Source organism: Thalassospira sp. MCCC 1A02898 (assembly GCF_001618185.1).
GTDB classification, from domain to species: Bacteria; Pseudomonadota; Alphaproteobacteria; order Rhodospirillales; family Thalassospiraceae; genus Thalassospira; species Thalassospira tepidiphila.
Map to the genome: position 1 here is coordinate 434760 of NZ_LPXK01000001.1, position 20823 is coordinate 455582.

The 20823-nt window shown below is 55.6% G+C and carries 18 protein-coding genes; 9 read left to right on the forward strand and 9 right to left on the reverse strand.

Features of this window, described 5'->3' with window-relative positions:
- Positions 1-44: 44 nt before the first annotated feature.
- From mnmG to AUQ41_RS02030, 4 genes are all read left to right on the forward strand, one after another.
- Positions 45-1946, forward strand: coding sequence for a tRNA uridine-5-carboxymethylaminomethyl(34) synthesis enzyme MnmG (mnmG, locus tag AUQ41_RS02015; protein WP_063086312.1), 1902 nt, complete (start codon positions 45-47; stop codon positions 1944-1946).
- Between the two features lie 474 nt (positions 1947-2420).
- Positions 2421-3011 (forward strand): 16S rRNA (guanine(527)-N(7))-methyltransferase RsmG, encoded by a 591-nt coding sequence (rsmG, locus tag AUQ41_RS02020; protein ID WP_232308285.1) that lies wholly within the window; start codon positions 2421-2423, stop codon positions 3009-3011.
- Positions 3008-3835: a ParA family protein gene (locus AUQ41_RS02025; protein WP_008888748.1), complete on the forward strand. Its 828-nt coding sequence runs from the start codon at positions 3008-3010 to the stop codon at positions 3833-3835. The genes rsmG and AUQ41_RS02025 overlap by 4 nt, the downstream gene beginning before the upstream one ends.
- Positions 3832-5058, forward strand: a complete 1227-nt coding sequence (locus AUQ41_RS02030) for a ParB/RepB/Spo0J family partition protein (RefSeq protein WP_063086314.1) — start codon at positions 3832-3834, stop codon at positions 5056-5058. The genes AUQ41_RS02025 and AUQ41_RS02030 overlap by 4 nt, the downstream gene beginning before the upstream one ends.
- A 257-nt stretch (positions 5059-5315) precedes the next feature.
- Here AUQ41_RS02030 and holA read toward each other — a convergent pair whose 3' ends face one another.
- The 4 genes from holA to AUQ41_RS02045 are packed head-to-tail and all read right to left on the reverse strand — an operon-like array spanning position 5316 to position 8145.
- Positions 5316-6347, reverse strand: coding sequence for a DNA polymerase III subunit delta (holA, locus tag AUQ41_RS02035; RefSeq protein WP_063086316.1), 1032 nt, complete (start codon positions 6345-6347; stop codon positions 5316-5318).
- A 60-nt stretch (positions 6348-6407) separates the two neighbouring features.
- Complete coding sequence (lptE, locus tag AUQ41_RS02040; protein ID WP_063086317.1) at positions 6408-6914, reverse strand: LPS assembly lipoprotein LptE; 507 nt, start codon at positions 6912-6914, stop codon at positions 6408-6410.
- On the reverse strand, positions 6911-7573 hold the full coding sequence (locus tag AUQ41_RS20625) for a hypothetical protein (protein WP_143588680.1): 663 nt from the start codon (positions 7571-7573) through the stop codon (positions 6911-6913). The genes lptE and AUQ41_RS20625 overlap by 4 nt, the downstream gene beginning before the upstream one ends.
- Before the next feature lie 5 nt (positions 7574-7578).
- The gene (locus AUQ41_RS02045; protein WP_063086319.1) at positions 7579-8145 is read right to left on the reverse strand and encodes a DUF3576 domain-containing protein; all 567 of its coding nucleotides are present in this window, start codon (positions 8143-8145) and stop codon (positions 7579-7581) included.
- A 250-nt stretch (positions 8146-8395) separates the two neighbouring features.
- Between AUQ41_RS02045 and AUQ41_RS02050 the strand changes: the two genes are divergently transcribed.
- Positions 8396-9445, forward strand: coding sequence for a porin (locus AUQ41_RS02050; protein ID WP_063086321.1), 1050 nt, complete (start codon positions 8396-8398; stop codon positions 9443-9445).
- A 574-nt stretch (positions 9446-10019) separates the two neighbouring features.
- Positions 10020-11054: a porin gene (locus AUQ41_RS02055; protein WP_063086322.1), complete on the forward strand. Its 1035-nt coding sequence runs from the start codon at positions 10020-10022 to the stop codon at positions 11052-11054.
- A gap of 112 nt (positions 11055-11166) precedes the next feature.
- On the opposite strand, the gene AUQ41_RS02060 is transcribed toward AUQ41_RS02055, so the two are convergent.
- Together AUQ41_RS02060 and AUQ41_RS02065 are read right to left on the reverse strand one after the other, a co-directional pair.
- Positions 11167-12396, reverse strand: a complete 1230-nt coding sequence (locus AUQ41_RS02060; RefSeq protein ID WP_063086324.1) for a glycosyltransferase family 9 protein — start codon at positions 12394-12396, stop codon at positions 11167-11169.
- Positions 12397-12414: 18 nt separating this feature from the next.
- On the reverse strand, positions 12415-13065 hold the full coding sequence (locus tag AUQ41_RS02065) for a thiamine phosphate synthase (RefSeq protein ID WP_063086326.1): 651 nt from the start codon (positions 13063-13065) through the stop codon (positions 12415-12417).
- Positions 13066-13134: 69 nt separating this feature from the next.
- On the opposite strand from AUQ41_RS02065, the gene AUQ41_RS02070 reads away from it, so the two are divergent.
- Positions 13135-13830, forward strand: coding sequence for a YggS family pyridoxal phosphate-dependent enzyme (locus tag AUQ41_RS02070; protein WP_063086328.1), 696 nt, complete (start codon positions 13135-13137; stop codon positions 13828-13830).
- Between the two features lie 230 nt (positions 13831-14060).
- Here the strand turns inward: AUQ41_RS02070 and AUQ41_RS02075 are convergent, their stop codons facing one another.
- Positions 14061-14750, reverse strand: a complete 690-nt coding sequence (locus AUQ41_RS02075; RefSeq protein WP_008888737.1) for a response regulator transcription factor — start codon at positions 14748-14750, stop codon at positions 14061-14063.
- Between the two features lie 405 nt (positions 14751-15155).
- On the opposite strand from AUQ41_RS02075, the gene ribA reads away from it, so the two are divergent.
- Positions 15156-16313 carry a GTP cyclohydrolase II gene (gene ribA, locus AUQ41_RS02080; protein WP_063086835.1) on the forward strand — a complete coding sequence of 386 codons (1158 nt, stop codon included), beginning with the start codon at positions 15156-15158 and terminating at the stop codon, positions 16311-16313.
- 170 nt (positions 16314-16483) lie between these two features.
- Positions 16484-17977: a hypothetical protein gene (locus AUQ41_RS02085; RefSeq protein ID WP_063086330.1), complete on the forward strand. Its 1494-nt coding sequence runs from the start codon at positions 16484-16486 to the stop codon at positions 17975-17977.
- A gap of 91 nt (positions 17978-18068) precedes the next feature.
- Here AUQ41_RS02085 and trpS read toward each other — a convergent pair whose 3' ends face one another.
- Together trpS and murJ are read right to left on the reverse strand one after the other, a co-directional pair.
- Positions 18069-19070 carry a tryptophan--tRNA ligase gene (gene trpS, locus AUQ41_RS02090; RefSeq protein ID WP_008888734.1) on the reverse strand — a complete coding sequence of 334 codons (1002 nt, stop codon included), beginning with the start codon at positions 19068-19070 and terminating at the stop codon, positions 18069-18071.
- 162 nt (positions 19071-19232) lie between these two features.
- Complete coding sequence (murJ, locus tag AUQ41_RS02095; RefSeq protein ID WP_063086332.1) at positions 19233-20783, reverse strand: murein biosynthesis integral membrane protein MurJ; 1551 nt, start codon at positions 20781-20783, stop codon at positions 19233-19235.
- Positions 20784-20823: the final 40 nt, after the last annotated feature.

The following is a 20823-nucleotide window of genomic DNA, read 5'->3' on the forward strand; positions in this document are numbered from 1 at the left end:
ACGCCCGCAGCGTGACAAGCAGCGGGGATTGAGTGAGGAAGTCGATGTCACAGAACGTGCCAAATAACCGCTTTGACGTCATCGTGGTCGGCGGCGGCCATGCCGGATGTGAAGCCGCCGCTGCCGCTGCGCGCATGGGTGCATCCACGGCACTGGTTACCCACCGTGCGGATCGCATCGGGGAAATGTCCTGCAACCCGGCCATCGGTGGTCTGGGCAAGGGGCATATGGTGCGCGAAGTCGATGCGCTTGACGGTGTGATGGGCCGCGCGATTGACCGCGCGGGCATTCAGTTCCGCATGCTCAATCGTTCCAAGGGCCCCGCAGTCCGTGGGCCGCGTGCACAGGCCGATCGCAAGCTCTATCGTCAGGCCGTACAGGATATCCTCGCTGAACAGGAAAACCTCACCATCCTTGAAGGCGGTGTCGAGGACCTGATCATTGATGACAATAACCGTGTTAAGGGTGTCATCACTGGCGATGGCACCGAATATCTTGCCGGGGCGGTGGTGCTGACCACTGGCACGTTCCTTAATGGTCTGATCCATATTGGTGAGAAATCCGAACCCGCCGGTCGCATGGGCGATGCCCCGGCAACCGGTCTGTCTGAGACGCTGGCAAAATATGATTTCCGATTAGGCCGTTTGAAAACCGGCACACCGGCCCGTCTTGATGGCCGCACGATTGATTGGGCGAGCCTTCAGGAACAGCCGGGCGACAATCCGCCAGAACCTTTTTCGTTCCTGACCCGCGAAATTACCGTGCCGCAGATCCCGTGTCATATGACCTGGACGACCGAGGCGACCCACGAAATCATTCGCGCCAACCTCGACCGCGCGCCGATGTATAGCGGCAAAATCAAAAGCAGCGGTCCGCGCTATTGCCCGTCCATCGAAGACAAGGTTGTGCGCTTCGCCGAGAAAAATCAGCATCAGATTTTCCTCGAACCCGAAGGGCTCGACGATCCGACCATCTATCCGAACGGCATTTCAACCTCGCTGCCAGAGGACGTCCAGCTTGCCATGCTGGCGACCATTCCGGGTCTGGAAAAGGTCGAGATCTTCCGTCCGGGTTATGCGGTGGAATATGATTTCGTTGATCCGCGCGAGTTGCGTCATACGCTGGAAACCAAAAAGGTCGCGGCCCTGTTCTTTGCCGGTCAGATCAATGGTACCACCGGCTACGAAGAAGCCGCCGGGCAGGGGCTGATCGCTGGTGTGAATGCCGCCCTGATTGCCGAGGGTGCTGAGCGCGAATTCGTTCTCGATCGGGCTGACGCCTATATCGGTGTGATGATCGATGATCTGGTGACCCTTGGCACGCGCGAGCCGTATCGCATGTTTACCTCGCGTGCAGAGTACCGCCTGATGCTGCGTGCCGATAACGCTGATCAGCGTCTGACGGATCGCGGTCTTGATATTGGTTGTATCGCATCGACCCGCGCAAATGCTTGGGATGCGAAAAAATCGGCATTGAATGCGGCCAAGGCCGAAGTATCCGAGCTGACCGAAACCCCGAATGGTTTGGCCAAGTTCGATATCAAGATCAATCAGGACGGCGTGCGTCGCTCGGCCTATGACCTGCTGGCCTATCCCGATATTGATTTCGATACCCTGACCAAGGTTTGGCCGCAGCTGGGCGAACTTGATCCGGCGATCAAGGAACAGGTTTCAATCGATGCCCAGTATAAGGGCTATCTGGATCGCCAGGCAGCCGACATCGCGGCCTTCCGCCGGGACGAGGAATTGCGTCTGCCGCGTGGGCTTGATTTTGATAAGGTCGGCGGGCTGTCGGCCGAGATCCGGTTGAAGCTGAAAGAAATCCAGCCGGAAACCATCGGTGCCGCGTCGCGTATTCCGGGTGTTACCCCGGCAGCGGTCACCGCATTGCTGGGCCATATCAAAAGCCACAAGCATCAGACGGCCGCCGTCAGCAAGACCGCCTGATCGGTCTTCGTCCAAACTACACTATATAATGCGTCCGATCCGGACGCTTCTGATCCACATTACAACGCCCGGCCAAATTTACTGGCCGGGCGTTTTGTTTTGGCTGGCGCGTCGCATGTACGGGCAGGCGGATGAGACAGCCGGGTCATGTGGAAGTGTGGCTGATCGTTAACGGCTACTTCTGCCGAGTCGCAGGGGATTTTGGTTAGGTAGGGTGACGGAGTCGCCTCCGCGGTGTTGGAGGGCAGGTAAACTTCATCGAATGTGCGGAGTTTTGGCTCTGGAATGATGCATTTTGGATGTGGGAATGTTTCACGTGAAACATTCGATGTGTTTTATTCCGATTTTATCGCATCCGACGCGGCCAAAAACACGAATGGACGAAAATCAAGACTGGTGTGTTTTTTTGGCTCGGCCTATAACTCAAATATGCAGACAATTTCCACACCCGTAAAAACATGGTTTGAGCAGGATTTGAATGTTTCACGTGAAACATTGGATCGCCTCAGCCAGTATGCAGACCTTGTCGTGAAGTGGCAGCCACGGATTAATATCGTTGGCGCCAGCACGGCCGAAGACGTTTGGGGACGTCATTTACAAGATTCTGCGCAGCTTTGGCCCTATGTTGAAGACATTGCGACAACCGGCAAAATCGTTGATTTTGGATCGGGTGCCGGCTTCCCGGGTATCGTTCTGGCGATCCTTGGCGCCAATAACGTCACCTTGATGGAATCCAACACCAAAAAGACGGTCTTCCTGATGGAAGCCGCCCGGGTTTGCGGTGTGCTGGATAAGACCGAAATTGCCCGTGAACGGATCGAGGCGGCTGCCCCGCGGCAGGCCGATGTGATTACGGCGCGCGCCTTTGCCCCCTTGCCGAAGCTGCTTGAATTGGGGCAGCGCCATTTGAAAGACGGCGGCCATTATGTGCTGCTGAAGGGACGTGCCTTTGAGGATGAGCTGGCGGACGCACGTGACGCCGGTTGGACATTTGATGTAACCACGCATGCCAGCCTGGTCGATCCGGACGGTGTCGTGATGATCTTAAAAGGAGTGGGCCGGTGACGGATGTTATTGATTTGCCGCTTTCGACGAAATCTGATGGTGCCGCGCATCGTCCGCGCATCATCGCCGTGGCCAACCAGAAAGGCGGGGTGGGCAAGACCACCACGACGATCAATCTGGCAACCGCACTGGCGGCAGTGAACCAGCGGGTTCTGATTGTCGATCTTGATCCGCAGGGCAACGCCAGTACCGGTTTGGGTCTGCGTCCGTCCGACCGCGAAATCAGTTCCTATGATGTGCTGATCAACGGCAATACCTTGGAAGAGGCACGCAAGGAAACCTCGATCCCGCGGCTCAGCATCGTGCCGTCTGGCATGGATCTTTCGGGGGCGGAGATCGAGCTGGTCGATTTCGACCGCCGCGAGATGCAGCTTAAGGAATCGCTTGGCAAATTGCCGCACGATGTTGATTACGTCCTGATTGATTGCCCGCCGTCGCTGGGTCTTTTGACCCTGAATGCGCTGGTAGCATCCGACGCGGTTCTGGTGCCCTTGCAGTGCGAATTCTTTGCCCTTGAGGGGGTCAGCCATCTGGTGCGGACCATCAAGCGGGTCAAGAAGGCGTTCAATCCGAACCTTGAAATTCAGGGCATTGTCCTGACCATGTATGACAAGCGCAACAACCTGTCGGCCCAGGTGGCCAACGATGTGCGCGATTATTTCGGGGATGTGGTCTATCGCACGGTGATCCCGCGCAATGTCCGCGTTTCCGAAGCCCCCAGCCACGGAACACCGGTGCTGGTCTATGACATGAAGTGCCCGGGTTCACGGGCCTATCTGAATCTTGCGAGCGAAGTCCTGAAACGCGAAGGGGTTAAAGCATGAGCGAAGCAAAAAAACGCGGGTTGGGCAGGGGATTGTCTGCACTTCTGGGTGAAGAGGACGAAGAAGTTGCGGTTGCCGCCAGCGGCGATAGCGCCGAGGCGGCCCATCCGGGACCGGGCGGCACGACGCAGCATATTGCGATCACCGATCTGAAACCGTCGCCGTTTCAGCCGCGCAGCAATTTTGATGATGACGCGATTGATGATCTGGCGGCCTCGATCCGCCAAAAGGGTATCATTCAGCCTATTTTGGTGCGTGCCTCTTCGACGGGCGAAACCAAATATGAAATCATCGCCGGTGAACGTCGCTGGCGCGCGGCGCAACGGGCACAGCTTCATGAAGTGCCGGTTCTGGTGCGCGAATTTGATGATCGCGAAACTGCTGAAATTGCCCTGATTGAAAACCTGCAGCGTCAGGATCTGTCGCCACTTGAAGAGGCGGAGGGCTATAACCGCCTGATGAGCGAGTTTTCCCACACGCAGGAAGCACTTGGCCAGGCACTGGGCAAAAGCCGCAGCCACATTGCCAACAGCCTGCGTTTGCTGGGCCTGCCGGCCCCGATCAAGCAGATGCTCTCAGACAAGGTTCTGAGCTCCGGCCATGCCCGTGCATTGCTTGGGGCGGACAACGCTGTCGAGCTTGCGGCCCAGATCGTCAAGAAGGGCCTGAATGTTCGTCAGGCGGAGAAACTGGTCAAGACCGACGGCGGCAAGTCCGCGCGTCCGAAGAAATCATCGGGCCGGTCTTCGATTGAAAAAGACCCAGATACGGTGTCTCTGGAGCGTGACCTTAGCAATATGTTGGGGTTGGCGGTCAATATCGACTTCGACGGATCGGCGGGTAAAATCTCCATCCGCTATGAAACGCTGGAGCAGCTTGATGACATCCTGCAGCGCCTGACCCATGGCAAGGCAGCCGACATTTCTGATGATGCCGATGCCGCGCCCGGACCGGATGAGAACGAATTCGATTCGATGTTTATCGAAGATGACGAGTTTGAAGCCGAATCGGTCGATGATGCGGAAAACGAAGACGAGGATGCGCTGACCAGCGAGCTCGAATCGATTGCCGATGCGGTTGATGGCGGCCGTGATCTTGACGGGATCGATGACGACAGCCTGATGATCGACGATGAGCCCGAAGGCGACATGCCGATCGCGCAGGAAGAAGTCGACGAGGATGTGCTGGAGGAGGTTGCAGATGGCACGGGAAAAAAGCCGTAACCAAAACCAGCATGAAGGATCTTGATCGTGACAAGATCGATCAGCTTAAGAAACTTAAAGAGGAAGAAGCAAAATCTCGCCGGGGAACGGTTGAGGTGAAGCGGATCCTTTAGATATTACCGCGGTGCGGGGCTTATATCCCGGACCGCGTTTTGCGTTGTGAGTGCGTTTTGGACGCATTCCAGTCAGGGCGCGGTCATATCGCATCGACCTTAATTACTGCGATGGCGCTGAAGACTGTCGAATCGGGTTAGCGGTTAACGTCTGACCTGTTTCTGGCGGGCAACCGCGACCTTGATCATGGCGCGATGGGCGATGGTTTCGGGGATGGCCAGACCGCTTTTGCAGTCCTTTTCGGCTTCCAGCAGGATTTGCAAGGCACGCTGCAGGTTATTGACCGCCCAGTAATTCAGATTGGCGCGAAACTGATCAGCGGCCTTGAAAAACAGCGGCGGGCGGAGCGACTTCATCGCCTGATCGGCGCTGGTACCCTGGGAAACCTGTCCCTTGACCAGATGAAGCTTCTGAAAATAGCTGATCATCATGCGTAGCGCCCCGACCGGGTTGAGGCCTTCTTCGACCAGCCGGGTTAGAGCGGCATCAAGATTAACCACATTGCCCTGTGAGACGGCCTGAATGACATCGTCATAGTGGCGGGCGGAACTGTCGCCAACGCAGGCCATGGCGTCTGCCAGTGTGACCTGGCCGTCCTTCAGCGCATAGAGGGCGAGCTTTTCAAGCTCGCTTCGTGAAATCATGCGGTCCGAGCCGAGATTGGCGACCAGATAGCTTGTCGCGTCGCGGTCAATGCGCAGTTTGTGTTCTTCCATGATCGACTGGATCAGGGCCTCAATATCGCGCGCGCCATCGGCATAGCAGGGCAGGGCCATGCCATTGCCGGCCTTTTCAACCGCCTGACGCAGTTTGGAGCGAGTCGGAAGGCTTCCGGCTTCAATGACAATCAGGGCATCGCCGGCCGGATCACCGAGGAAATCTGCGATCACGGGGGCCTGCGCATCACCGATATCGCGGAGTCGGATCACACGGCGCCCGCCGCCAAAGCTCATGGCGGCGGCTTCGTCGCGCAGGCGGCTGGGATCTTCCTTGAGTTGGGCCGTGCCAAGCTCGATCACGCGGAAGGGATCTTTGAGGTCCTCGACCACGGTTTTGGCCAGTTTGGTCGCGCGTTCACGCACAAGGCCTTCGTCTTCGCCATAAATCAGGACCAGCTGCGCCTTCGCATCCGGGGCGCGCAAGAAGTTTTCAACCTGTGCTGCCTTGAGTTTCATGATGCGCCTTGTGGTTCGTTGGGTAGTGGGCGTGAGGTTTGAAAGGTGCGGTGAACGACGTTATTGCGACCGCAGGCCAATCGCGACCTGGTTGGCCAGCTGCTGGGCAAGATTACGGGCAGCGTCGCCACGGGCGGCATCCTCAGCCTCGATGGTGGCAAATTCCGAATCGACGATGTTGTAGCTGGTACGAGCACGGACCGACCCTTTGCGCAGGACCTTGGTATCGGATCGGCGGACAAGTTCATAGCTGGCATCAATCAGGTAATCGGCAATCGTCGCTTCATTGTCCTTGGTAAAACCTTGCTGGCTTGTTGATTCGCTTACGGTCACCTGCAAGTCATAAAGGGGATTTGTGCTTTGACCGCGTGGGGTCAGCGTCTCAAGCAGGGCATTGCGGGTCAATTGTCCGACACGGTCATTGATCAGGGCGACCTTTACCTGGGCCATATTGGCTGCGGTGTTGTAGTCGTCACCCGCTGTGGCATAGAGCGGGCGAAATCCGCAGGCGCTGAACGTTGTCAGGGCCAAAAGTGCGAGAATCGGAAGAACCGCGCGCAATGTCATTCAACTATACCTTCTTTATCTTTGGTCCAGGACCGGCTGATTGGATCCTGTTTAATCCGACCCTGCCGCCACAATAGTTCGGTTGCGATGAAAGGGCAAAACAGAGATAGGCTGTTCAGAAAAGAAATGTGCAGTCCGGCATTGTCCGGATTCTGCTGCACCTTTTTGAACAGATTGCGCAGCTCTGCTATGGCAAGATTGTTTTTGCCGTTTCGTAATGCCTTTGTCACCGCGTTCCGGGTATCCATGGTTGCCGTACACTGTGGGCGCGAGGATCCTACACGCCAGACGTCACGTAACCAACGCCAGTGACCCATTAGGCTGTTTTGCGTCAAGTGTAACGGTCTGTGGGCTGGCACATCGGCCAGCAGAGCGAGTGACATGATATCGAACCCGACTTCATGATAAAGCTGTGCGCCATTGCCCACTGTTTCGTCGGTTGTGACCTTGGCCGGGCGATAGGGTTGTGAGAGGGGTGGCGAAAAATCTATTGGTGATGCCTTATGAACTGAGAAGCAGAGTGCTGTACGAATCGTCGCAAGACTCTCTGGCATCACCTCAAAAACATCGCTTCGTTCTACCGATACAACAAACCCCCAGTCGCGTTGTAGCGAGTGGGGGTTGTATTCAGGAGAAATATAAAGTGTGTCTTGCGACATTACCCTTATTCGGAATTCGCGCTATCGATACGCAGCTGACGAGCGCGGGTCAGGATGGCGTCTTCCATTGAGGTGACAGTGCCTGGCTCAACAACCGCATCCTGCCATTGGTTCGGGCCAACATTGACCTGACGGAAGACAGAAACCTTGATAGCGTCCGAACGCAACGACGTTCCGAGAATATAAGTAGTCAGTTTGAAGCGTTCATCGGGAGATTCCGGTGGCGTATACCAGTCTGTGATAATGACACCGCCAAACGGATCCGCAGAATTGAGCGGCATAAAGGACAATGTATCAAGCGATGCGCGCCACAGGAAGCTGTTCACGCCAATGCCGGAACCACCACCTTGCTGCGAGTTTTCACCACCGAATATGTTCAGGCCTTCTGAACCGAACAGACCTCCGCGCTCTTTCTCTTGTGCGCGTGTCATTGTCTGCCCGTTGATACGCTCATCAGTATTCGCCGAACCGGGGAACTGATCGTAGTCAACCGTGCCATAGGAGCACCCTGCGAGAATGATCGCAGCACTTGTCCCAATGACCAGCGATTTGAACGAAGAAAAGGTTAGCATTTCCTGCCTTTGAGAGAATTGTGTTCAACAAGCAAACCGAATTTTCAGCGAATATAGGGTGGAAATCCAAGATGAGCAAAGAAAACCAGTGTGCTTTTTTTGCCACACCAATTTGCGAATGTGCCATTTTGGTCACAGCTTTGGTTGACGCGACAGTTATTTAGTGGCTCCATCCTTTTCGAACCGGGCGGCAAAAGCTGTCCAAATATTTGTATTGCGTAAAACGCATTCAAAGACGTTGAGGGAAAAGATGAAAAAGATTCTGGTAGCTTCCAGCGCACTCGTCGCTGTTGGTTTCGCAGGCGCAGCTCAGGCTTCTGAGCCGATCAGCCTGTCCGTAGGTGGTTACATGGAACAGTGGATCGGCGCTGTTGACGAAGACACCCGTGCTGCTGGTGGTGCCAAGAACGCATTCCAGTCTGACACCGAAATTCACTTCTCTGGCTCGACCACGCTCGACAACGGTATTGAAGTCGGTGCGAAAATCGAACTCGAGGGTGAAGAAGCAGCAGGCGCACAGGTTGACGAACAGTACCTGTTCATCAACGGTGGTTTCGGCCAGGTTAAACTGGGTCAGGAAGACGGCGCAGCTGCTGACATGTCCATTACCGCTCCGTCTGTTGGTCCGGCGGGCGTTAACGATGGCGATGCACCGAACTACGCCAACATGACTGGTGCCGTTGCAGACAACGTGTGGGACGATGGCGACGCGAAAAAGCTGACCTACTACACCCCGGTTATCGGTGGTTTCCGCGCCGGCGCTTCCTACACCATGGACTCCACTTCCGAGCATGACGACGATGCAAATGCTGGTGATGCTGTTGTTTCTGCCGGTGTAGAATACCGCGCTGACTTCGATGGTGTTTCCCTTGCTGTTGCAGCAACCGGCGAAAACAAAGGCGAAGGTAACTGGTACCATGTTGGTGGTACCGTTGGTTTCGGTAACTTCACCGTTGGTACTTCATACGGTGAAAAAGACGCCGACTACGGCTTTGGCGATAACGCTATCACCACCGAAGACGACGACATGGGTTGGGACCTTGGTGCTTCCTATGCAATGGATGCAGCTACCGTATCTCTGACCTACATGTACTCTGAAATCGGCGTTGACAGCACCACCGCTGCTACCACCGGTGCAAATGAAGTCAACACTGTTGACCTCGGCCTTGCCTACACCCTCGGTGCTGGCGTTACCTGGAAGTCTTCTGTCTTCTGGTTTGACATTGATCGTGCAGCTACCGATGGCGCTGCCGACAACGAAGGCTTCGGTGCGATCACCGGTCTTGCTCTTTCCTTCTAATCCTTCCCGGATTAGCTGAAGAATTGAAGGGGGTGGATTTTCCACCCCCTTCTTTTTTTCGTTTCACATGGCTGGAAAATCCACTCTGAGTCCGCCCGCTTTGTCATTAGCTGTTTCCAAGCTTGGGACTTAAAGAGTTTCAGACGTGAGTGATGCAAAATAACCTTTGGAGATGATCGGACGCGTTGGAGCAGGAACCCTGCTCGAACTATACTCCGTCTAATTACCTAGTTTAAGTAAAGTCCCCACAGCACTCGTAGTACGGACTTAGATATTTGTGGCAGCCAGGGCCGCTAGTGCTGTTTATACTAAATGACCAACGTATATTTATATTATTATTCAAAAAGCGACCTCATTAAAACTTCCTGATGCCAACTAAAGGCACCGAAAAAAGCTAACCATGTAGTTTGATAAAGGTGTTGCATAAATGCATCATTCCGAGCCATAAATGACTAAAAGTCATTAAGAGTAATTGACCGTTGGTCATCAATGTGGCCATATCGCCCTCGACAGAACGAAGGGCCGACCGGTTCAAACCCCTTCGTCCCAAAACGTCATTCTATTGAGGGTTATGATGAAAAAGATTCTTTTTGCTTCCAGCGCACTCGTCGCTGTCGCCGCTGCAGGCACCGCACAGGCTTCCGAGCCGATCAAGCTTTCGGTCGGCGGTTACATGGAACAGTGGATCGGTGTAGCCGACCAGGATGTTGGTGAATCCAAAAACGCTTTCCAGTCCGACACCGAAGTTCACTTCTCGGGCGAAACCACCCTCGATAACGGTATTCTCGTTGGCGCGAAAATCGAACTCGAAGGCGAAACTTCGACCGACCAGATCGACGAACAGTACCTTTATGTAACCGGTGGTTTTGGCCAGGTTCGTCTTGGCAAAGACGACAGCGCAGCCGACTCGATGGGCATCACTGCACCGTCCGTAGGCCCGGTAGGTGTTAACGATGGCGACCTGACCAACTGGGTTGACGCATACCTGATCGACACCGTTCCTTCGAGCGGCGACCAGAACCGTGTGACCTACTATTCACCGGTCTTTGGTGGCTTCCGCATCGGCGCATCCTATGCCGATGACAGCCAGCGTAACGGTGCAAGCGGCTACAACGGTACCGATGGCACCGGCGATAACATCGTCTCTGCTGGCATTGAATTCCGTCATGATTTCGACGGCGTCGCACTTGGTCTTTCCGCAACTGGTGAAAACCAGGGTGAAGGCAACTGGTACGGCCTTGGTGCGACCGTTGGCTTTGGCAACTTCGTCGTTGGTTCTTCCTGGGGCCACATCGAAGACGACTATGCACAGGGTGAAAACTCGCGCACCGCAGACGACACCGACGCATTTGACATCGGCGTTTCCTATGCGATGGACGCGGCAACCGTTTCCTTGTCCTATGGTTATGCTGAGTATGGCAACCGTGCAGTTGGTACCACCACCACCGAAGGTGAAATCAGCACTGTTGACCTTGGCATGTCCTACGCGCTGGGCGCTGGCGTTGCTTGGAAATCTTCCATCTTCTGGTTCGACGACGAGTCTGACAGCGCGAGCGTAGCTGATAACGATGGCTTCGGCGCTGTTACCGGTCTTGCGCTTACCTTCTAATTCTTCGGAATTGTGCAGGGCTTTGAAAGGGTGGCTTCGGCCGCCCTTTCTTTTTGCTTGTTTGGATCGTTGTCGATGTGATTAATGAAAATGGATCACGCTTTTGGCGGGTTCAAGCTTTGGCGAGGTCTTGAGATATCAAGTCGCTGATTGCTGGAATGTCCGCGTCCAACTTGGCAACGCAGGGCACCGGTTTGTTTGTGACCAATGCCCGGGCCAATTCGGGTTCACTTTTTTCCGGCATATTTGGTACTGCGCTGATTGGCAGACCAAGACTGCCCATACAGCCGATTTTGCCATCCGGCGTTACGCGCAGCTTTGCCAGCCCGCAGGGGGCGCTGCAATGCGGTCCTGTGAAATCACTTTGCCAAGCGCGTAAATTCGTATGTCGCCCTTGCAGCGTTTTGGCGTCTGCGGAACTGTAAATGCCAATTCCCAGCGTCTGGAACAGTTTGGAGATGTGGGCGGGGCCGCTGTCGGCAACAACAAGATAATCCTGCTGCCCGACAAATTTGACGAGATCGCCGATGGTTTTGAAGCCATCAATAATCCGGATGTTGCCGCCGTTTTGGGTCCCAAGATCACTCAACGCGGCCTTATAGGCCTTCATCACTCCCTGGTAGGCATTGAGCACCATGGTGATGTCGCAATCTCGGTTGGTCAGCATCTTTGTGACTTCGCTGACCAGTTTGGGGGGTAGGGTTCGTAACGGTGAGGATGCCATTGGGACAATCCCGACTTTAAGTCGCGTTCCCTTTGGTAAATTCCGCTTTTCAAGCGGGATGGGGGAAATGCCAAAAGCTTCGCAGAGCGCTTCTTCCGGATTGACCGGCATGGTGGCGATATCACGCCAGCCTTCCATTTCACTAAGATCAATGACGTGATCGAAACGTTTGAGCTGTGCGCTTGAGATAAACAGCTGAAAAATCTCGATTCCCTGCACCAGCGCAAAGATGTCTGATGCGCTGCCAGCATTAAGGACGCCAATCCGGATATCGCCAAATCGTTGTTTGAGCGCCCGGAAAAAAAGCGCCATGCCGACACAGTCGCCCAGCGCGTCATCGGGGATCAGAAACAGCACCGATTTTTCTGAAAAATCCAGTTCGCCCCAGCCATCCCGTGGCAGAACCTGAAACCGATAATTGTCAGACTTGATCTTGACCCCGTCAGCCTTCGCCAGAACTTGCCGTCGCAGCAGCGATGTTGCCCGAGTGAAATAGATCGGGCTGTTGTCTGACGTCTGGGTAAGTCCGGAACTGACATTGGGCAGGCCAAACTGAAACGGCTGTTTGGAAGCAAAACGGGTGAATGTCTTGCGCGAAGGGTGCGGGGCCCGGGGCATTTTGCAGGAGAACTCCGGTCAACGGGTGGACGGGGTATTGGCACCAGAAAACCCGATCCCGGCGATGGAGGCAAGTGCGGAAGTCCGCAGGTTTCCGATTGTTTGTGCAGTTATGCCACCCAACCCAATCGGTGTGATGCCGAGCATGTGGCACATCCTTGATATTTGCCGGATATCGGCGCGTGACATCGGATTTGCGCCTGGATGACTCTGGGTGGGGAAGATCGGGGAAATCAGCACACCATCGGGACGGGTTGCTTCCGGAATAAGACCAAGACGTTGGACCGTTTTCGGGGCGTGGCAGGCAGATGTGCGCATAAAGTGATCTGGAATTCGTTGATAAATACCGGGATCGGTCAGGGCACGGTATTCAGGGAAATGTAGACCGTCGGCATCGAGCTTGAGCGCGAGCCCAACATCGTTGGTGACCAGAAAGAGAATGCCCTTTGCGCGGCAAACTGTGCGGAGCCTTGCGCCAAGTTTTGCGCGCATCGGATGATCGTAATGGCGAAAAATGACCATGCTGTCGCGGGGGAGGGCGCGGATGGCGGGTTCGGGATCGGGCATCCTTTGATCATCGGTCATCAGGACAATCGGCGGAATCGGGCAATTCGGGCCGCCATTGCGCAGATTGAGCCTGCGTGCCTGCTTTAACAGGGCCTTATCCATTGATACACTCCCGACTTGGCAGCTATACCTGCCGTTCCTGAATGCGTTACCGATGAAGGACCACCCTCCATGAGCCATCATGATCTGTCATCTGGCAAAACCGATGTTGCCGTCAACCTTGCCGAAATCCAGAGCAATATCAATGCGGCATGTGAAGCCGCCGATCGTGATCCGGGTGATGTGACGCTGGTTTGTGTCAGCAAAAACCACGATGCCGATCATGTGCGCAAGGCGCTTGTCGACGGCAGGCGGGTGTTTGGTGAAAACCGCGTTCAGGAAGCCGCCGGGAAATGGCCGGGACTGCGCGCCGAGTTTCCTGATATCGAGCTGCACCTGATCGGGCCGCTTCAGACCAACAAGGTCAAGGACGCGGTGGCCCTGTTTGACGTGATCGAGACGGTAGATCGCCCGAAGCTGGCCAATGCATTGGCCAAACACCGCGATAAAACCGGTGCCTGCCCGGATCTGTTCATTCAGATCAATACCGGAGAGGAAGAGCAAAAGGCTGGCATCGCGCCAAAGGATGCCGATGATTTCATCAAGATGTGTCGTGAAGAGCTTAAACTGCCGATCATCGGCCTGATGTGCATTCCCCCGGTCGATGAGGAACCCGCCCCGCATTTCACCCTGCTTGGCAAGATTGCTGATCGCCATGGCCTTAAAATCAGAAGCATGGGCATGAGCGGCGATTACGAGGCTGCAATCCGGTTTGGCGCCACCCATGTGCGGATTGGGACGGCTATTTTTGGCTCCCGGGGCTATTGATTGGCCTTAAAAGGCCTAAATTTCGGTATCTAAATCGATATTCGGGGCGAAAACCCGTAAAAAAGGCCGCATTTTAGGTCGTTTTTGTGTGTTTAACGCCCGATTGCATGATTTGGGCCGTTCTGTGGATAATCAGGGCGATAACATAGACGCCGTAACCCGACATCTGTGACAAAAAAATCCCGCATCAGCGGGATTTTCTTTTTGTAGGCGATAAAATCAGTGTCTGATCACGGGATCAGCTTGTAACCGCCCGGTTCGGTAATCAGGATCGCCGCGTTTGACGGATCCTTTTCGATTTTCTGGCGCAGGCGATAGACGTGGGTTTCAAGCGTGTGGGTGGTGACGCCGGCGTTATAGCCCCAGACTTCGTCCAGCAATGTTTCGCGGCTGACCGGTTTGTCGCCCGCCCGGAACAGGAATTTCAGGATCGAGGTTTCCTTTTCCGTCAGGCGGACTTTTTTCTCGGTCGCGGTTTCGATCAGGATCTTGGCGCTGGGCTGGAAGCTGTATGGGCCGATGACAAAGACGGCATCCTCGCTTTGTTCATGCTGGCGGATATGGGCGCGAATGCGGGCCAAAAGCACATTAAGGCGGAATGGCTTGGTGACATAGTCATTGGCGCCCGATTCCAGACCCAGAATGGTGTCAGAGTCACTATTGGCGCCGGTGAGCATGATGATCGGTGATTTGACATTGGCGCGTCGCATCAGTTTGCAGACATCGCGGCCATCCATATCGGGCAGGCCAACATCAAGCAGGATCACATCGAAATAGGAATCCTTGGCAAGATCGAGCGCTTCCTTGCCACTGTTGGCAACCACGCATTCGAAATCTTCATGAAGTCTGAGCTGCTCCGTCAAAGACTGGCTGAGCGCTGCATCATCCTCAACCACCAGAACCTGTTTACCTGTCGACATTCACCATCCCTTGCTGCTTGTCAGATCCGCCGTCATATCCGGGGTCTGCGCCTGATGTTGATTTTACCGGCTTGTTTTTGTGGCGCTTTCGGGTCCGGCCCGCCATATATGCATTAAGTATCCCGCGCCGAACCATAGGATCAGCATCTTAAGTTGTATTTTCAAGAACAAACTGTTTTCTGTTTGGTCCTTTAACTCCCGGCCCAACCGGATTAGGTAGTAGGGGCGATTTGTCTGCGAAGTCGTGTCGTAAAATCTTGAAAGATGCGTGTCTTCCTGCGATTTTGCGCATCACCGACCAAGCAGGTTCGCATCGCCTGATGCGCTTATATGAATTAAACCGGGTCTTTATCCAGCCCCATAGCCACCGGATCGCGATGTTGTGATCACAAAGACAAGATGCCGATGACCCAAAGCTCCGCCGTGACGGCCCAAAATGACAGCAATCTGATCCCGGCAACCGATCTGGTAACGGTTTCCCGCGCCGTGGCAGATTTGCGCCGTGGCGAGATCGTCCTGGTTCAGGGGCATGACAATGGCGAAGCCCACAGCGTTGCGGTGATTGCCGCCGAGCCGCTCTCACAACATGGTCTGCAACGTCTTTGTGACATCGCCGGAAGCGACACCTCACCGGCAATCGTCCTGCCGCGTGTGCGGGCCAAATCGCTTGGTCAGACGGCCAAGGATGATCCGTTTGTCGCCTTTGTTTCAGCCGACCAATCGGCTGTTGATGCCAATCGTCTGGGTGAGATAGCCAATCCGTTGCTTGATCTTGATGCGTTGCCTGCGGGCGATTGGCGACCGGTCAGCATGGCGGAAAATGCCGCCATTCGTTTGGCAAAACTTGCGCGGTTATTGCCCGCCGTTGTGACCGTCCCGGTCAGTGCTGATCAGCTTGAAACCCTTGCCCGTGCTCAGAACCTGCTGGTTTTGCAGTCTGAAAGCATCAATGGCTATGAAAATGCCTCGGCAGCAAGCCTGCGCCAGGTCAGCGAAGCGCGTGTGCCGCTTGAAGATGCCGAAAACGTGACTGTGATTGCGTTTCGCCCGGAAGATGGCGGGCAGGAACATCTGGCGATTGTGATTGATGAACCGGTCAAGGATAAACCGGTCCTGATCCGCCTGCATTCTGAATGCTTTACTGGGGATCTGATCGGGTCACTGCGCTGTGACTGCGGGCCGCAGCTGCGTGGTGCGATTTCGGAAATTGCCAAAAGCGGGCAGGGTGGCATTGTGCTGTATCTGCGTCAGGAAGGGCGCGGCATCGGGCTTGTGAACAAGCTGCGCGCCTATGCCCTGCAGGATCGGGGGTTTGATACCCTTGATGCCAACGAGGAACTTGGCTTTGACGCCGATGAACGCGTTTATCGCCCGGCGGCCGAAATGCTGCGTCAGATGGGCTTTGAAAGCGTGCGGTTGTTGACCAACAATCCGGAGAAACTCACCGGTCTTGAAAGCTGGGGTGTCACGGTTTCCGAACGTGTCCCGCACAAATTCCCGTCCAATGGTCATAACGAGTTTTATCTGCAGACCAAAAAGGACCGGGCAGGCCATTTGTTCTAAGCCGCTCTGATAAGCGGCGGGCCTTGAAGATGCCGATGCTACCCGGCAGAAGATTCCGACAGGCAAGTCCGGCGAAATTATTTCCCAAGAAAATCACGATAATTCAAAGCTTTAGCATACGTTAAAACTGGCACTCCTTTTGCAGAACAGATGGCAAGAGGAGGACAGACATGTCGATTGGTGAAAATTGGCGGCAAATTTCGCCCGGTAGCCTATCCGGTGGCGCGGGCGGTGCAGGTGGCACAAATGGGGCGGCAAACGGCAAGTTTGCCCAGTCCAATGCTGCCGACCAGCTTTCTGGCACATCCGAAGGCCGGACATTCTCGCAATATATGTTTGGCGAGGATGGCTTTGAATTCACCGATTTCCTCGATGTGATCAATCCTTTGCAACATATTCCCGGTGTCGGGATGATTTATCGCTCGCTCACCGGCGATGAGATCGGCAATGGCGCGCGCGTCGCGGGTGGTGGCCTTTTTGGCGGGGTGTTTGGCCTTGCCGGAGCTGCAATTGATGCCGTGGTCGATGCGGTCACAGGCGACGATACCGGCACCCACTTCATGGCGATGATCGAAGACGGGTTTGGGGGCAGCGGCATTGATGATGGCACGGCGGTGGCCGATGCAGGCAATGCGAACGCGGCCACCAATCAGGCAACCACGGTCGCGCAGAACGGCGCCTATCAGGGCGATCTGGTTCTGCCCTGGATGACCGGCCCGCAATCACAATCCGTCAGCCCGGCCGAACAGGCCACCATTGTCCAGTCCGCACCAACGGCCCCGGTTGATCAGGCCATGCTGGCATCGAATGCGGCACCCGGCAGCACGGGCGTTCGGGCCTCTGATTTGAATGTGCCGTGGGCGCAAGGTGCGCAGGGTGCACAAGGTGCGCACGTTGCGCAGAACACGCAGAATGCCTCGCCAGTTGCACAAGCGGCGCAAAGTGCAGCATCAAAACAGCCTGAGGCAGAACTTGCTTCGGCATCTGCCACACCCTCAACCGATCCGGCAGAACTGACCGTTGCCATGGCATCGGCAGGAACGGCGAACCCGGTATCTGCCTTCAACCGGACCGTCGCATCCAATTCGACGGCAACCGAAACCGCGCGTCGCCCGGTCACCAGCACCGGTGATGCCAATACCGTCTGGGCGCGCGCCGCCAGCAGCGGCCGGGTCAGCCGCCAGACCAACGGCATGGCCATTTCCGCTGAGATGGCCGCCCATGAAGCCAAATATGCCAAACTGAATGCCGTGAAGGCCGAGACCGCAGAACGCAAGGCCAGCGACATACAGACGACTTCGCCAGATGGCACGCCGCTTTCGGCAGCCGAAATGGCAGCCCGCTTTAACGCCGCCCTTGGCCGTGACAAGGCACAAACCATGGCGGCTGATGCCGTTGCCAGCAGCAATGCGGTGGCCGATGACCGCCCGGCAAATGCCCATGACGGATACGATGTCGCCAATTCAGATCAGGGTGGATCGCCCCTTCCTGCCAGTGCACCGGCTGATGACGCGCCAGCGGACCATCCGCTTTTGCAGCAGGCGTCTGATAACCTGAATGGCGATGCGCCGGTGGGTGCATGGTTCAGCCAGACGATGATGGATGGTCTGAAGAAATATCAGGCGATGCAGCAGAAGCCTTCCCCGTCCGGAAATGCGATCTGATAAGGCACGTTTCGAAATCAAAACAAAAAAGCCCGCCTGGTTTAAACCGGCGGGCTTTTTGATGTTCAGATGGTCTGGTGCGATCGTGCGATCAGCTGTTCAGGAAACCGACGATTTCCTTGACCTCTTTGAGGATCGGCTGGGCGATGGCGTTGGCACGCTCGGCACCCTTGGCCAGAACGGAATCGATATAGGCCGGATCCGCCTTGAGCCGTGCCATTTCTTCGGTGATCGGTGCCAGATTTTCGACAACCACGTCGGTCAGCGCCTGTTTGAAGCCAGAGAACTGGGTGCCGCCATGTTCTGCCAGAACCGCATCGACCGTGCTGTCGGTCAGCGCTGCATAGATGGTGATCAGGTTCTTGGCTTCCGGGCGGCCTTCAAGGCCGGCGACCTCGCTTGGCAGCGGTTCCGGATCGGTTTTTGCCTTGCGGATTTTTTTGGCCAGCGTCTCGGCATCGTCGGTCATGTTGATGCGCGACATATCGGACGCATCGGACTTTGACATCTTTTTCGAACCGTCACGCAGCGACATCACACGGGTCGCAGGACCGAGTATCAGGGGTTCGGGCTGCGGGAAGAAGCCTTCGACCTCGTAATCGGTGTTGAATTTCAACGCGATATCACGCGCCAGTTCAAGATGCTGCTTCTGGTCTTCGCCGACCGGTACATGGGTCGCCTTATAGGCCAGAATGTCAGCCGCCATCAGGCTCGGATAGGCGTAAAGGCCAAGCGACGCGTTTTCACGATGTTTGCCTGCCTTTTCCTTGAACTGGGTCATACGGTTCATCCAGCCGATGCGCGCGACACAGTTAAAGATCCAGGCCAGTTCGGCATGGGCGGAAACCTGGCTTTGGTTAAACAGCACCTGATTTTCCGGATCAATGCCCGAAGCGATCATGCTGGCGGCCAGTTCGCGAATGTTGGAACGCAGTTCCTTGGGGTCTTGCCAGACCGTGATGGCATGCATATCGACCACGCAGAAGATGCATTCATATTTCTTCTGCAATTCGACCCAGTTGCGGATCGCGCCAAGATAGTTGCCAAGGTGAAGGTTACCGGTGGGCTGAGCGCCCGAAAACACACGTTCCATAACGTCGTCGTCCATTTCAATTTATGTTTAATAGGGCCTGCATACTCCGCCAGGTTTTGGACACCCGCCGGCGGACGAGCATGCAAGCAAACAGCGCGCGAGTTTAGGGTCTGGCCCGATTTGGTCAAGCTGCTTGTCTGGAAACGTGTCGATTAATTGCGATCAGGCGGGTTTTCCGCGTTTGAGCGTCGCCTTGAGCTCGGAAAAGCTGGTCGCACCAAGCAGTTGGGCCGCAATCGCATAGACGGCCATGCCACCGGTTACAATCACCGCCATGGTGGTGATCCGCGTGATCGAAAGCGCATCATTTTGCCAGAAGGCATCAATCGCAAACCACAGTGCCGATCCCATCAGCGCGGATGCGACAAGGATGCGCGGGATGCGCCGAGTAAGGCGGGCATCAAAGGTCAGATCGCCACGACGATGCAAAATAAAACCAAGCGAGGTCGCATTGACCCAGACCGAAACCGAGGTTGCCGCCGCAATGCCGAGATGCCCGAACCATGGCATCAAAACCACGATCAGGATGATGTTGAGCACCATGCAGGATATGCCGATACGGATCGGTGTTTTGGTGTCTTCGCGGGCAAAGAAACCGGGTGCGAGAACCTTGACCAGAACCGAGGCCGGCAGGCCAAAGGCAAACACGGTCAATGCCATGCCGGTCATAAGCGTTTCTTCCGCCCCAAAGGCACCGCGTTCAAACAGAACATTGATCACCGGCAAGCCCATCACACCAAGGGCGATGGCGGCTGGCAGGGTGAGCAAAAGCGCAATTTCAATGCCGCGATTCTGGCTATACATCGCAGTTTTGGCATCATCACCCTGCAATTGGCGCGACAATGTCGGCAAAAGCGCGGTGCCAATCGCAATGCCAATCACACCCAGAGGCAATTGTTGCACGCGATCGGCATAATAAAGCCAGGAGACCGCGCCATCAGAGACGAGGGAGGCCAGCATGGTGTCGATCAGAAGATTGATCTGATAGACGCCGGCGCCAATCATGCCGGGGATCATGCGTTTGCCCAGAAGCTTGATGCGGTCATCAACACGCGGCATCTGCCATTTGATGGCAAAACCGACCCGCTTACACGCAATCACCAGCATCAGGAACTGTGCCACACCGGCAATCGCCACCCCCCACGCCAGGGCATGGGCCGGGGTTTCGGTCACCGGTGCCAAGCCGAGCAAGGCCGCAATCAGGCAAATATTGAGAATGATCGGGGCGGCGGCGGCGGCGGCATAGCGATGAAGCGTATTCATCACACCCGACATCAGGGCGACGGCGGATATGAAGGCAAGATAGGGAAAAGTGATGCGCGACAGTTCGACAGCAAGTTCGAACTTTTCGGGATTTTCGGCAAAACCCGGCGCAAACACATACATCGCCCAGGGCATCAGGATTTCAATCACCGCCACCAGAAAACCGGTGATCAGGATCAGCATCGACATGGCGCGGGCAGCAAATTCGCGGGCCGCGTCCATACCGCGCTTTTCGATGTCACCTGCCAGAAGCGGGATGAAGGCCGCGGAAAACGCGCCTTCACCAAACAGGCGACGAAACAGGTTGGGAAACTTGAATGCGACAAAGAACGCATCGGCCATGCCGCCCGCACCGAGCATCCCGGCAATCAAAATATCGCGGCAAAATCCCAGAAGGCGGGATAACAGCGTAAAGCCACTCACCGTGGCGATAGAGCGGACAAGCGACATTCGAGAGCGTTCCGTATTTAAGCGTCACCAAAGGGCGCGA